This window comes from Paraburkholderia phymatum (assembly GCF_038900715.1).
In the GTDB taxonomy this organism is placed as follows: Bacteria; Pseudomonadota; Gammaproteobacteria; order Burkholderiales; family Burkholderiaceae; genus Paraburkholderia; species Paraburkholderia phymatum_A.
Map to the genome: position 1 here is coordinate 1 of NZ_JAYMRZ010000033.1, position 13,824 is coordinate 13,824.

Genomic DNA, 13,824 nt, shown 5'->3' on the forward strand with positions numbered 1-13,824 from the left:
GGTCAGCGGATTCCATCGAGGCCAGCGGGTTCGACCTGCAACAAGGCCGGATATAAAACCGCAGCCTTCCTGTCCACCAGCACACACAATCTCTTGGCAAACGGGAGGCGTCCATATAAAAAACATGTTGCGTGTGATTACCGCCAATCTGAACGGCATTCGTTCGGCGGCCAAGAAAGGCTTTTTCGAGTGGTTCGGCGAGCAGAAGGCCGACGTCGTGTGCGTGCAGGAAATCAAATGCTCGCAGGACGACATGACGCCGGAATTCCTCGCGCCGCACGGCTTTACCGGCTACTTCCAGCATGCCGTGAAGAAGGGCTATAGCGGCGCGGGCGTTTATACGCGTCACGAGCCGGATGAAGTCGTGATCGGCTTCGGCAGCGAAGAGTTCGATTCCGAAGGACGCTACGTGGAGGCGCGTTTCGGCAACCTGTCGGTGATCTCGGTGTATGTGCCGTCGGGGTCGAGCGGCGACGAGCGCCAGCAGGCCAAGTACCGCTTCATGGATGTGTTCATGCCGCATCTCGCCGAGCTGTCGAAAGAGCGCGAAGTGATCCTGTGCGGCGACGTGAACATCGTGCACAAGGAAATCGACATCAAGAACTGGAAGGGCAATCAGAAGAACTCGGGCTGTCTGCCGGAGGAACGCGCGTGGCTCACGAAGCTCTTCGACGACGTCGGTTACGTCGACGTGTTCCGCACGCTCGACACGCGGCCCGAGCAATACACGTGGTGGAGCAATCGCGGCCAGGCGTATGCGAAGAACGTCGGGTGGCGTATCGACTATCAGATCGCGACGCCGGGCATTGCGGCCACCGCGAAAAAGACCTCGATTTTCCGCGACATCAAGTTCAGCGACCACGCGCCGCTGACCATCGACTACAACCACAAGCTCGCGAAATAAGCGCTCGCGCGTCAGTCGCTCGCGGTCGTTCGACGCGGGCGGCCGATGCCCGCGTAATCGGGCAGCGCATCGACCGTCTTGCCGATCGCCTTCGCGTACAGCGGCAGCATGTCGGGCAGGCGCTTCATGATGTCCGCGCGCCGCACCGGGTTGTACGGATGCACGTAGATAAAGCCCTGATCGCGGTTGTTGCGCGTCGCGACGGCGAGCTTGTCCCATAGCGTGATCGCCGCGCGCGGATCGAAGCCGGCACGCGACGCAATCTCGCTGCCGATCACATCGGCTTCCGTTTCGTCGGCGCGCTCGTACTTCATTTCCAGCAACTGCGTGCCGATGCCGAGCGGCGCTTCGCCGAGATCGGCGAGGCCGAAGAGCGGCGGCATCGTCCCCGAGCCCAGTTGCGCGGCCTGCTGTTCGCCGAGACGTTCGCGCGCATGTTCACGCAGCGCATGCGCGATCTCGTGACCGAGCAGCATGCCGAGTTCGTTGTCGTTCAGGCGCACCTTGTCGAGCATGCCGCCATAGATGACGATCTTGCCGCCCGGCAGGCAATACGCGCGAATGTCCGATGAGCGCAGCACCGCGATATCCCACTTCCAGTTCTTCGCGCGGTCGCTCCACTTCAGCGAATACGGGATCAGCTTGTCGACGATCGACTGCACGCGCGTCACGCGCGCATCCGATGGCGGATAAAGCCGGTTCATGTGCTCGGCGCCGCGCGCGATCTGATCGAATTCCTCAGCGGATTGGGCTTCCAGCATCGGCGAAGGAATCAGATTGCGAAACACCGCGTAGTTGCCGTAGCGCAACTGCTGGTTCGGCTGAAACGCGGTCGGCGCGGACGCGGCGGCGGAAGCGGGCGCGGGATTGCGCGCCGTGCCGGCCGCGGGCGGAGGCGCGGAGGCCGCAGTCGATGGCGCCGATGCGCCCGACGCCGCCGATTCGGCCCTGGGCGCGGACGGTGCAGACGGCGCGGACGGCGCCGAAGGAGCAGCGGGCGCAGAGGGTGCTGCGGGCGCATTCGCGGCGGGCGGCGCGCTGACATTCGACGCCGCGTCGGCGGCGCGTGCCTGCCACGACGCAGCGCCCAACATCACGCACGCAGCGCTGACGGCCAGACGCAACGCATGCGCCCGCAGCACGAGCACGCGATATGCAGGAGCCTGAGCGGAACGGGCGCGCAGGGCCGATCGATTGGCTGCGCGCCGTGACGCGAACACCATCACGACTGCTTTCTCCAAGGGGCGATCCGGAACAACAGTAGCATGCCGGGCAAAGCGAGCGCCGTGCAGACGATGAAGTAGTCGAACCAGCCGATACGCGCGACGAGAAAGCCGCTCGCCGCCGATGCGAGCGTGCGCGGCACGGAAGCAAGCGACGTGAAGAGCGCGAATTGAGTCGCCGTATAGCGTGGGTCGGTGGTGCTCGCGATGTATGCGGTGAACGCAGCAAGTGTCAGGCCCGTCGCGAACGTTTCGAAGCCGTAGACGATCGCGAGCGCAACCGACATCGGATCGAGCTGCACCGTCCAGCCGATGCCGAGCAGCGACAGCAGCTTCGTCGTGGCCGCGCTCAGCGCGACGGCGATGTCGTAGACGACCGTCAGTCCCGGCGACGTCGGCCCGACGTGCGCAAGCCACGCGAAGCCGAGCGTCGACACCATCTGCAGGATGCCGAAGATCCACAGCCCGCGGCCGATGCCGATGCGCATCAACGCGATGCCGCCGATGATGCCGCCCGCGAGGCTCGCGCCGAACGCCGTCGTCTTCGCGATCACGCCGATCTGCGTGCGCGAGAAGCCGATGTCGAGAAAGAACGATGTGGACAGCGTGGTCGCCATCGTATCGCCGAGCTTGTACAGGAAGATGAAGCCGAGCACGAACAGCGCGCCGCGCCAGCCGTCGCGCAGAATGAATTCGTGGAATGGCTCGATGATCGCGTCGCGAAGATTCTTCGGCGGCGCGCCGTGCACTTCGGGTTCACGCACGACGAGCGTCATGACCATGCCGGGCAGCATGAACGCAGCCGTCACGATGAACACGGTCGCCCACGGCAGATGATCGGAGAGAATCAGCGCGAGCGAACCGGGCACGAGCGCCGCCACCTTGTACGCGTTCACGTGCACCGCATTGCCGAGCCCTTGTTCGGCGTCGTGCAGCAGTTCGCGCCGATAGGCGTCGATCGAAATGTCCTGGCTCGCGCCGAAGAACGCGACGAGCGCCGTCAGCGCCGCGACCGTCCAGATCGAATCGCGCGGCGACACGATGCCGAGCGACGCGATCGCAGCGGCAACGAGAATCTGCGTGACGAGCATCCAGCCTCGCCGGCGCCCCGGTTGCCAACCTGGCAGACGCGGCACGTAGCGGTCCATCAGCGGCGCCCAGACGAATTTCCACGTATAGGGAAACTGGATCAGCGCGAACAGGCCGATTTCCTTCAGGTTCACGCCTTCGGAACGCAGCCAGGCCTGGACGAGATAGACGAGCGTGAAGAGCGGCAACCCCGACGTGAAGCCGAGGAAGACGCAGATCAGCATGCGCGCGTTGAGAAACGCGCGCCAGCCGGGATGTTCTTCGTGAGCGGTAAGTGCGGGCGCCTCGTGTGGCGGGTTCGACATGAGTTGAGTGGCGTTAGCTTTTCTTGACGCGATAGACCGCAAGACTACCACGCCAGTTCACGCCCCAACGCACCGCCTGTCCGCCGTGCAGCACCACGCGATCGAGAATCTCGATACCGACTTCAGGCGCGAGCGCTTCGAAGTCCCTGATCGTCAGCACGCGCACGTTCGGCGTGTTGTGCCACTGATAAGGCAGCGACTTCGACACGGGCATGCGTCCCTTCAATACCGACAGACGGTGCGCCCAATATCCGAAGTTCGGGAACGAAACGATGCATTCCTTGCCGACGCGCACGGTCTCGCGCAGGATTGCGGCCGTCTGATGAATGGTCTGCAGCGTTTGCGAGAGGATCGCGAAATCGAAGCTGCCGTCTTCGAAGAGGCGCAAGCCGTCTTCCAGATTCTGCTGGATCACGTTGATGCCGTTCTTCGTCGACGCGAGCACGCCGGCATCGTTGATCTCGATGCCGTAGCCGCTGACTTCGAGTTCTTCGGTGAGCAGCGACAGCAGCGAGCCGTCGCCGCAACCCAGATCGAGCACCGTCGCGCGGGGTTCGACCCAGCGGGCGATCGCGCGGAAATCGGGGCGCGTCGCGAGATAATCGAAAGCGCGCTCGTTCATGCGTTCACCTCTGCTGCAATGCGTTCGTAGTAGGCGCGCATCAGGTTGTGATAGCGCGCGTCGTCGAGAAGGAAGGCATCGTGGCCGTGCGGCGCGTCGATCTCGCCGTACGTCACCTGACGCTTGTGATCGAGCAGCGCCTTCACCAGTTCGCGCGAGCGCGCGGGCGCGAAACGCCAGTCGGTTGCGAAGCTCGCGATCAGGTACTTCGCCTTCGTGTGCGCGAGAGCCGCCGTGAGGTCGCCGTCGTAGGCCTTCGCGGGGTCGAAGTAATCGAGCGCGCGCGTGATCAATAGATAAGTGTTCGCGTCGAAATAATCGGCGAACTTTTCGCCCTGATAGCGCAGATACGATTCCACTTCGAACTCGACGTCGAAGTTGAAGTTGTAGACGTCCTCCGCGCCTTCCGCGCGGCGCAGCGCGCGGCCGAACTTCGCGGCCATGTCGTCGTCGGACAGATACGTGATGTGGCCGATCATCCGCGCGACGCGCAGCCCGCGCTTCGGCTTCACGCCGTGCGCGTAGTAGTCGCCGCCGTGAAAGTCAGGGTCGGACAGGATCGACGAGCGCGCCACCTCGTTAAACGCGATGTTCTGCGCGGAGAGCTTCGGCGTCGATGCGACCACGATGCAATGCGCGAGCCGGTCCGGATACATCATGCTCCACGCGAGCGCCTGCATGCCGCCGAGGCTGCCGCCCATCACCGCGGCGAATTTCTCGATGCCGAACGCGTCGGCCACGAGCGCCTGCGCGTTCACCCAGTCTTCGACGGTCACGACGGGAAAGCTCGCGCCATACGGACGGCCCGTCGACGGATCGATGCTCATCGGGCCCGTCGAGCCGAAACACGAACCGAGGTTGTTCACGCCGATCACGAAGAAGCGGTTCGTATCGAGCGGCTTGCCGGGACCGACCATGTTGTCCCACCAGCCGACGTTTTTCGGATCATCCGCATAGACGCCCGCGACATGATGCGACGCGTTGAGCGCGTGGCACACGAGCACGGCGTTGCTGCGCGCAGTGTTGAGCGTGCCGTACGTTTCGACCACGAGGTCGTAGTTCGCGAGCGAGCTGCCGCTTTGCAGGCGCAGCGGCTCGGAGAAATGCATTGTTTGTGGAGCGACGATCCCGATCGATTCCATTCATTCCGCCTTCTGACATGGGGCGGCTAAATGGTGTCGGCGATTGCGCGGAGGAAGAATGTGCGCGGCTGACGACCTCTTTAGCCGCATTTATAGTGAACCGCGAAGACCGATAGATCACATCCGCTGGTTCGCGCGCCCGCAATCGAGTCAGCAAATCGGCGCGCTGTACTGCTTTATTGGACCGTCAGAAACGGTCAAGCGCAAAGTATAGCGGAAAACGCGCGGAAAAATCGGCGGGATGTCCGGGCTGGGGAGCTGCCCGGTTCTCTTGCTGCCGGGCGTCACTCAAGTCGACTCACTGAAGGATCAGCCGCAACTGCGCGTCGGCCTGTTCGATGGGCGCGCGCGCGAAGCCGCTGCGCACATAGCGATGCCATCGTCCGACGATGTAGCTGAGCAGCAGGCTCGCGCGCACGACGGGATCGTAGTCGGCGGAAAGCGGGATCGGATTCGGAATCGCGTTCGGCTCGTTCTGGTTCGACGCATCCATCAGCCCGAGCCGCAGACATTGCTTGAGAGACGCCTCGACGCGTTCGAGCAGCTGGTTGACCCGTTCGGTGAGCCTCTCATGCTCGCCGACGAGCGCTTCGCACGTCAGCACGCGCGTCATGCCGGGATTCTTCGCGGAAAAGTTGAGCAGCGTGAGCGCGATTGCGCGTGCCTGTAATACACCGTTCGGCTCCTTCGCGACGATCTGGTTGATGAGCCCGAACAGCGTCTGCTCGATGAACTCGATCAGCCCTTCGAACATCTGCGCCTTGCTCGCGAAATGACGATACAGCGCGGCTTCCGATACGCAGAGCCGCGCCGCGAGTGCCGCTGTGGTGATCTTTTCGTTCTTTGGGGCCTCCAGCATCGCGGCGAGCGTCTCGAGGATGTGCACGCGCCGCTCGCCGGGTTTGAGGCGTGGGGCGCGCGCGGTGGTCGACTGCTCTTCGGTTACGTCCTCGTCATGCTTGCGAATAGGCTGCATGTCTGTCGTCCCTGTTGTCGTCCCGCCTCTCGTCCCGCACGGGTGCCCAGTCTCAGTGATTTTAGCGAACGAATCCGGCGGTCGACATAGTGCGGGCGGCCCGTTCCCGGCAGGCGCACGAGGCTGCCGTCCGCGCGCCTCTGACGCGGCAGATGACCGACGATCCACACCGTGCGGATGCCCAGACGCCGATAGTTCTTCAAATGGCTGCGCGTGTCCTCGACGAGAATCGCATCGGCGAGACGCACGTGCGCGTCGCGCATCGCGCGGCGCAGCATCGCGTGATCGGGCTTCGCGCGCCACATGCGCTGATCGCGCATGTGCTCGATCGCGATCACGCGCTCGAACAGCCGCTCGATGCCCAGCTCTTTCAGCACGTCGAGCGCGTACGTTTCGGGCGCGTTGGTCAGCACGATCTTGCGGCCAGGCAGCGCATCGACGAGACGTTTCAGGCCGCGCTCGCTGCGCAGCATCGAGCGCAGATCGGGGAACGTGTGCACGACTTTCAGGAAGTCATGCGGATCGACGGGATGATGGCGCGTGAGCCCCAGCAGCGCCGCGCCGTAGCGCTGCGTGTAGCCGGTGCGCAGACGGTTCGCTTCTTCACGCTCGACTTGCAGCGCGTCGATGATGTACTGCGTCATCGCGGTGTTGATCGCCGGAAAGATCGCGTGCGACGCGTGATGCAGCGTGTTGTCGAGATCGAACAGCCAGACGGGATTGCCGGCGTGAATCTGCGGCCGACGACGCTTCGGACGGGAAGTGCGCATGATGTGACGCGTGATGTGTCGCGCGCAGGGTGACGACGGCTGCGATGCGAGCAGGCGGCGCGCGATGCGTGCGGGGAAGAAGCGTGAGACAGCGCAGGTGCTGCGCGAAAAGACCGAAGACCAGTATGCCTTCTGCGAAGCACGGCGGCCAGCGTGCCGTGCTCCGCGTGATGCTGTGTAGCCGGGATGCCGCGTGGCAACGTGGCGGCGCGACCGGCGCGCGATGCGCTCAGTGCGAGCGGATCATCGTGCCGAACGGCTGTTCCGTCAGGATTTCGAGCAGCACGGAGTGCTCGATACGGCCGTCGATGATATGCACCGAACGCACGCCGCTCTTCGCGGCGTCGAGTGCCGACGAGATTTTCGGCAGCATGCCGCCCGAGATCGTGCCGTCCGCGAACAGCGCGTCGATTTCGCGCGCCGACAGATCCGTCAGCAGCGTGCCTTCCTTGTCCATCACGCCGGGGATGTTCGTCATCATCACGAGCTTTTCGGCGTTCAGCACGACGGCGAGTTTGCCCGCGACCAGGTCCGCGTTGATGTTGTACGACAGGCCGTCTTCACCGAAGCCGATGGGCGAAATGACGGGGATGAACGCGTCGTCCTGCAGCGCTTTCACTACAGCGGGGTTGATCTGCTCGACTTCGCCGACCTGGCCGATGTCGACGTACTGGCCCGGGTTGTCGCGGTCCGGCATCATCAGCTTGCGCGCGTGGATCAGGCCGCCGTCCTTGCCCGTCAGACCGACCGCGTGGCCGCCGAAGTGATTGATCAGCGTGACGATGTCCTGCTGCACTTCGCCGCCCAGCACCCATTCGACGACTTCCATCGTCTCTTCGTCGGTGACGCGCATGCCCTGGATGAACGTGCCCTGCTTGCCGATTTTCTTCAACGCCTGATCGATTTGCGGACCGCCGCCGTGCACGATCACCGGGTTGATGCCGACCAGTTTCAACAGGATCACGTCGCGCGCGAAGCCCTGTTTCAGGCGCTCTTCCGTCATCGCGTTGCCGCCGTACTTGATGACGACGGTCTTGCCGTGATACTGGCGAATATAGGGCAGAGCCTCGGCGAGAATTTCAGCCTTCAGCGTGGGTGCGATCTGGGACAGGTCGGGGATCTCGGACATGGCGGCGGCTCGGACAGGGAAACGGTTAAAACAAGGCCGAATTGTACACAACTGGCGCGGTGCAACAGGGATTTCGACGCGCCCTGCCACGGCGATTACGGCCGCTTTTCCGCAGTGCGCAAACGGGCGCTTCGGGGCCGGCCGGCGACCGCTTTCCGACGGGCGCCGGACAGGGTTTTGGGCCGCAATCTGGTCGGGAAGTTCTCTCGCTGATGGGGCTCCACTCAAACGCTCGTCGGACTGCCGCGCGCGGGTCCAGTTTCCGTCGTGACGGGCAGGCGTTTTGCTCACTCGCTGGGACGTGGCATCATGTTTGTGTCACCGACCGGTTTCATCACGCTGTCATGAACCCGTCCCTATTCGAATCGCCCGAATTCTCCGAAGCATCCAGCGCGCGCTGCCCGCGCTGCCGTCGCGTGTTCGACTGCGGCGCGCGCGGCGACAGATCGACGTGCTGGTGCGTCTCGATGCCTGCGTTACCCGCCGATGCGCTAAAGGCGGGCATCGGCTGTCTGTGCCCCGAATGTCTCGCCGATACCATTGCGCGCGAACGCGCGTCGGCGCAAGGCGTGGCCGTCGCGCCGGAATAGGCCGGCTACCTGCGCGCGCGGGCCAGCGCCGCGAGATCGCTGGTCAGCTTGTCGAACACGGGTTCCCACTGCGCGAACTGCGGCTGCCGGTACAAGGTCGCGCTCGGATACCATGGACTGTCGGTGCGATCGAGCAGCCACACCCAATGCGGATTGACGTCGAGCAGCACCCACGTGCGCTGTCCGATCGCGCCGCTCAGATGCGCGACCGACGTACACACGGTAATCACCAGATCGAGCGCGCCGATATACGCGGCGGTGTCGTCGAACGACTTGAATTCCGCCGTGTGATCGGCGATATCGAGCCCGGCAGTGCGCGCGGCGGCGACATCGGCGGCCGCGCCCGGTTGCAGCGAATAGAAGGCGACGTCGTCGAGTTCGCGGAAATAATCGACGTAACGCTCGAGGCCGACCCGGCGATACGGATTGCGCTGATGTCCGTGGCTGCCCGTCCACACGAGTCCCACCTTCAGCCGTTTTTCGCCCGCGAGCCGGTTGCTCCATGCGTCGACGGCTGAGGGATCGGCTTGCAGATACGGAACAGCCGACGGAATCGTGTCTTCTCGCGTGTCGAACAGCAAGGGCAGCGACAGCAGCGAGATTTCGTAGTCGAACTTCGGCAGCATCTCGACGCCGCCACCCAGCGTGAACTCATCGGCGTGCTGCGCGAGCGTGCGGCCGAGCAGCGCGCCCATTTGCGGAAACGAGTTCCAGGCGAGTCGTCCGCCTTCTCGATGCACGTGCTCGGCGAGCAGCGGAGCGTAACGGCAAAATTGCAGCAGATCGCCCATGCCCTGTTCGCCCCAGAGAAGCAGCGTCTTGCCTGCGAGCGGCTCGCCGCGCCATGCGGGGCCGGGCAGCACGGGCCGCCTGCCGGCCAGTTCCTTCGATCCGTCCCAACGCGCTTCGTGCTCTCGCCAGCCGTCGGCGTAGTTACCGCGCAGAAGGTGGATCATGCTGAGATTGGACAGGTACGCCGGGTTGTCCGGAGCGATGCGATGCGCGGCCGATGTGAAGCGTTCCGCGTCGTCCCACCGCTGCGCTTCGCGCAACGTCTGTCCGTGATTGCCCAGCGCGACGGGATTGTTGGGCTGAAGTTCGAGCGCGCGCCGTTCGGCTTCGAGGGCGCTGTCCAGTTCGAGGCGGGCGAGATGCGTTTTGCCGAGGTTGATCCACGCATTCGCATCCGCGGGATTCTTTTCGAGCGCGGTCTTGAGCAACGCGAGCGCCTCCGTCGATCCCGGATCTGCCGACATCAGCGCGCCCGCCAGATTGTTGCGCAGGCTGAGCATATCGGGAGCGATGGCGAGCGCAGCGCGGTAAGGCGCAATCGCGTCGGCGTGGCGGTTCATCCATTGCAGTGTGAATCCCAGACGAAAGAGCGCTCGCGCGTCGCCGGGGACGAGTGCAACGAACGCGTGGGCAATGGATTCGGCCAGAGCGGCGCGTTGGGTTGCCGTCAGCTGGTGGCACATCGCGTCCAGCGAATCGGGATCGGTCGGAAACAGATGGGCGGCGGCCTGAAGCCAGATGTCATGGGCGGTTTGATCGCGTTGCTGTTGCGCGGCGGCCGCATGACGCACGAATGTCTGGAAGGATTCCAAAAGAACTTGATCTGGATCAAGGGACGTTTTAAGCATTGTCAGTAAAGAGTGGCGAGCGCACGTTAAACAACAATGGAAACTATAGTTCCGGAAGTCCGATCGATGAATCGGACCGCTCCCAACAGGTAAACTCGCAGGATGCAGCGCATAACCCTCACTGGCCGGGTCAACCTCGGACATCTCTTCTGGCTACGCAGTCTCGCCATCATTGGCCAGCTCGTGACGATCGCGTTCGTCCAGATCTTTGTCGGCGTGAAGCTGCCGTTGCCGGCGATGCTGCTCGTCATCGGTCTCGAAGTGATCTTCAACGGGCTCACGTGGCTGCGCGTGTCGCGTCAGAAGCCCGAGTCGAGTCTCGAACTGTTCGGGCAGCTGTGGGTCGATCTCGGCGCGCTGTCGGCGCTGCTGTTTCTCTCGGGCGGCACGACCAATCCGTTCGTCTCGCTGTATCTGCCGTCGCTGGCCATTGCGGCCGCCGTGTTGCCGTGGCATCTGATGGCGTGGCTCGCCGCGTTCGCGGTCGCCTGTTATGCGGTGCTCGGCTTCGAATCGGTGCCGCTCAATCTCGACAACCCCGCGAACCTGTTCGACTACTACCGCGCCGGCATGTGGGTGAACTTCATGGTGAGCGTCGGCCTGATCGCGTGGTTCGTGGCGCGCATGTCACGGGCGCTGCGTCAGCGCGATACCGCGCTCGGCGAAGCGCAACAGCGTCTGCTGCGCGACGAGCGCGCGGTTGCGCTCGGCGTGCAGGCCGCGACGGTCGCGCACGAGATCGGCACGCCGCTTTCGACGATCGCGATGCTCACCGAGGAACTGCGCGATGCCGCGCGCGCCGACGCGGGCCTCGAGCCCTACGTCGCCGATCTCGACATCCTCGATCAGCAGATGGCCTTGTGCAAATCGGCGCTCGCGCGTCTGCGCAGCCGCGCATCGACGCAAGGGAGCCGCCAGCGTGTCGACGAATGGCTCGGCTCGTTCGCCGATCAGTGGCGGTTGCGCCACCCGCACGTCAAGTTCGAGCGCCTGGGCGAGCCGCCCGCCGATGTTTCTATCGACGACACGGTTGCCGTCAGCCAGATTCTCACGATCCTGCTCGACAACGCCGCGCGCGCGAGCCGCGATCACGTGACGCTGGCCGCAAAGCTCGCCCCACACCGATCGATCGAGTTCGAAGTCTGCGACGCGGGGCCGGGCGTGCCGGCGTCGTTGCGCAGCGTGCTCGGCGCGGCGCCCGTCGACAGCACGCAAGGCGGGCATGGCGTCGGGCTGTATCTGGCGTTTTCGGCGGCGGCGCGGCTCGGCGGATCGATCGAGCTCGCCGATGTCAGTGAAATCAAGCCGCGCGGAACGCGCGCAGTGTTGCGGTTGCCTTTGGCCCGCGAGCAAACGGGCGCGGGCCGGCATGGCGCCGCGTCGTCCAATACGGAGAAACAAGCATGAGCGACAAGAATTTTCTGGTGATCGACGACGACGAAGTGTTCTCCGGCATCCTCGCACGCGGTTTGACGCGCCGGGGCTTCACGGTGTCCGAAGCGCACAATGCCGACGAAGCGATTCGCCTCGCGAATCAGCAGAAGTTCGGGCAGATCACGGTCGACCTGCATCTGGGCAACGACTCGGGTCTGAACCTCGTCGCGCCGCTGCGCGACCTGCAGCCCGACGCGCGGATGCTCGTGCTGACGGGCTACGCGAGCATCGCGACTGCGGTGCAGGCGGTGAAGGACGGCGCGGACAACTATCTGGCGAAGCCCGCGAACGTCGAGACGATTCTCTCCGCGCTGCAAACGGAAGCGAGCGTGCTGCAAGCCGAAGAGGCCATCGAGAAGCCAGTGCCGCTGTCGGTGGCGCGGCTCGAATGGGAGCACATCCAGCGCGTGCTCGCGGAAAACGGCGGCAACATTTCGGCGACGGCGCGCGCGTTGAACATGCACCGGCGCACGTTGCAGCGCAAGCTGGCGAAGCGGCCCGTCAAGCAGTGATGCCCTCGCCATTGCATCGAATGCGATAGATAGCTGCTGCACACGCATATGAAAACGGGCGACGCTCCTCGCGGAGCGTCGCCCGTTTCGCCTGATTCATCGTTCGCGTGCTCGCTGACGAGACGCGCGCGAATCAACGAATCAGAGCACGTAGCGCGACAGGTCCTCGTCTTGCGCGACGTCGTTCAGCGCACCATCGACATACGCCGCGTCGATCACCACGCTCTTGCCCGCGTGGTTGCCCGCCGAGAACGACACATCTTCGAGCAGCTTCTCGATCACCGTATAGAGACGGCGCGCGCCGATGTTTTCCGTCTTCTCGTTCACCGAGTAGGCGATCTCCGCGAGACGGCGGATGCCTTCGTCGGCGAATTCGAGGTGCACGTCTTCCGTTTCGAGCAACGCCTGGTATTGCTTGACGAGACTCGCGTCGGTGGCGACGAGAATCGATTCGAAGTCCTTCACCGACAGCGAATCGAGTTCGACGCGGATCGGAAAGCGGCCTTGCAGTTCGGGAATCAGATCGCTCGGCTTCGCGAGATGGAACGCGCCGCTCGCGATGAACAGGATGTGATCGGTCTTCACCATCCCGTACTTCGTGCTGATCGTCGTGCCTTCGACGAGCGGCAGCAGATCGCGCTGCACGCCCTGACGCGAGACTTCGCCGCCACCGCCGCCTGCTTCGCTGCGCGACGCGATCTTGTCGATTTCATCGAGAAAGACGATGCCGTTCTGCTCGACGTTCTGCACGGCCCTCGTCTTGACCTCTTCGTCGTTCAGCATCTTCGCCGCTTCTTCGTCGGTGAGGAGCTTCAGCGCTTCCTTCACCTTCACCTTGCGGCGCGTCTTCTTGCCGCCGCCGAGATTCGCGAACATCGAACGGATCTGCTCGGTCATGTCTTCCATGCCCGGCGGCCCCATGATGTCCATCGCCGGTTGCGGCATCTCGATGTCGAGCTCGAGCTCCTTGTCGTCGAGCTGCCCTTCGCGCAGACGCTTGCGGAACGTCTGACGCGTCGTGTTCGATTCGTCGCCGCTCGCTTCGTGGCCCGAGCCGAAGCCGACCGTGCGCGCGCCCGGCAGCAGGATATCGAGGATGCGGTCTTCGGCGAGATCTTCGGCCTTCGTGCGGACCTTGCGCATTTCCGTCTCGCGCGTCTGCTTGACGGAGATTTCCATCAGGTCGCGCACGATGCTGTCGACGTCACGGCCGACATAGCCGACTTCCGTGAACTTGGTCGCTTCGATCTTGATGAACGGCGCGTCCGCGAGCTTCGCGAGACGCCGCGCGATTTCCGTCTTGCCGACGCCCGTCGGCCCGATCATCAGGATGTTCTTCGGCGTGATTTCCTGGCGCAGCGGCTCCGCGACCTGCTGGCGGCGCCAGCGGTTGCGCAGCGCCACCGCGACGGCTTTCTTCGCGCGATGCTGGCCGATGATGTGCTTGTCGAGTTCCGAGACGATCTCGGCGGGAGTCATGGTGCTCAT

Annotated in this window: 13 protein-coding genes; 4 read left to right on the forward strand and 9 right to left on the reverse strand. The window is 64.0% G+C overall.

Annotated elements, in window-relative coordinates:
* The first annotated feature begins 124 nt into the window (after positions 1-124).
* Entirely contained in the window at positions 125-904 is a 780-nt protein-coding gene (locus tag VSR68_RS37900; protein WP_342944654.1) for an exodeoxyribonuclease III, read from the forward strand.
* Positions 905-915: 11 nt separating this feature from the next.
* Here VSR68_RS37900 and VSR68_RS37905 read toward each other — a convergent pair whose 3' ends face one another.
* The 7 genes from VSR68_RS37905 to argB form a co-directional block, all read right to left on the reverse strand.
* Positions 916-2,127 carry a M48 family metallopeptidase gene (locus VSR68_RS37905; protein ID WP_342944718.1) on the reverse strand — a complete coding sequence of 404 codons (1,212 nt, stop codon included), beginning with the start codon at positions 2,125-2,127 and terminating at the stop codon, positions 916-918.
* Positions 2,127-3,521 carry an AmpG family muropeptide MFS transporter gene (locus VSR68_RS37910; RefSeq protein ID WP_342944655.1) on the reverse strand — a complete coding sequence of 465 codons (1,395 nt, stop codon included), beginning with the start codon at positions 3,519-3,521 and terminating at the stop codon, positions 2,127-2,129. Before VSR68_RS37910 ends, VSR68_RS37905 begins: the two co-directional genes overlap by 1 nt.
* Positions 3,522-3,534: 13 nt before the next feature.
* Entirely contained in the window at positions 3,535-4,143 is a 609-nt protein-coding gene (metW, locus tag VSR68_RS37915) for a methionine biosynthesis protein MetW (protein ID WP_342944656.1), read from the reverse strand.
* Positions 4,140-5,285: a homoserine O-succinyltransferase MetX gene (gene metX, locus VSR68_RS37920; protein ID WP_342944657.1), complete on the reverse strand. Its 1,146-nt coding sequence runs from the start codon at positions 5,283-5,285 to the stop codon at positions 4,140-4,142. Before metX ends, metW begins: the two co-directional genes overlap by 4 nt.
* A gap of 298 nt (positions 5,286-5,583) precedes the next feature.
* Complete coding sequence (slmA, locus tag VSR68_RS37925) at positions 5,584-6,261, reverse strand: nucleoid occlusion factor SlmA (RefSeq protein WP_342944658.1); 678 nt, start codon at positions 6,259-6,261, stop codon at positions 5,584-5,586.
* Complete coding sequence (locus VSR68_RS37930; RefSeq protein ID WP_428983679.1) at positions 6,228-7,097, reverse strand: pyrimidine 5'-nucleotidase; 870 nt, start codon at positions 7,095-7,097, stop codon at positions 6,228-6,230. Before VSR68_RS37930 ends, slmA begins: the two co-directional genes overlap by 34 nt.
* Positions 7,098-7,260: 163 nt before the next feature.
* Positions 7,261-8,160: an acetylglutamate kinase gene (argB, locus tag VSR68_RS37935; protein ID WP_087732217.1), complete on the reverse strand. Its 900-nt coding sequence runs from the start codon at positions 8,158-8,160 to the stop codon at positions 7,261-7,263.
* Between the two features lie 344 nt (positions 8,161-8,504).
* Here argB and VSR68_RS37940 point away from each other — a divergent pair, with 344 nt between their 5' ends.
* The gene (locus VSR68_RS37940; protein ID WP_342944660.1) at positions 8,505-8,750 is read left to right on the forward strand and encodes a cysteine-rich CWC family protein; all 246 of its coding nucleotides are present in this window, start codon (positions 8,505-8,507) and stop codon (positions 8,748-8,750) included.
* Positions 8,751-8,755: 5 nt separating this feature from the next.
* On the opposite strand, the gene VSR68_RS37945 is transcribed toward VSR68_RS37940, so the two are convergent.
* The gene (locus VSR68_RS37945) at positions 8,756-10,390 is read right to left on the reverse strand and encodes a tetratricopeptide repeat protein (RefSeq protein WP_342944661.1); all 1,635 of its coding nucleotides are present in this window, start codon (positions 10,388-10,390) and stop codon (positions 8,756-8,758) included.
* A 102-nt stretch (positions 10,391-10,492) separates the two neighbouring features.
* On the opposite strand from VSR68_RS37945, the gene VSR68_RS37950 reads away from it, so the two are divergent.
* On the forward strand, positions 10,493-11,797 hold the full coding sequence (locus VSR68_RS37950) for an ATP-binding protein (RefSeq protein WP_342944662.1): 1,305 nt from the start codon (positions 10,493-10,495) through the stop codon (positions 11,795-11,797).
* Positions 11,794-12,336 carry a response regulator transcription factor gene (locus tag VSR68_RS37955; protein WP_087732213.1) on the forward strand — a complete coding sequence of 181 codons (543 nt, stop codon included), beginning with the start codon at positions 11,794-11,796 and terminating at the stop codon, positions 12,334-12,336. Before VSR68_RS37950 ends, VSR68_RS37955 begins: the two co-directional genes overlap by 4 nt.
* Positions 12,337-12,477: 141 nt before the next feature.
* On the opposite strand, the gene hslU is transcribed toward VSR68_RS37955, so the two are convergent.
* The gene (gene hslU, locus VSR68_RS37960; protein WP_342944663.1) at positions 12,478-13,824 is read right to left on the reverse strand and encodes an ATP-dependent protease ATPase subunit HslU; all 1,347 of its coding nucleotides are present in this window, start codon (positions 13,822-13,824) and stop codon (positions 12,478-12,480) included.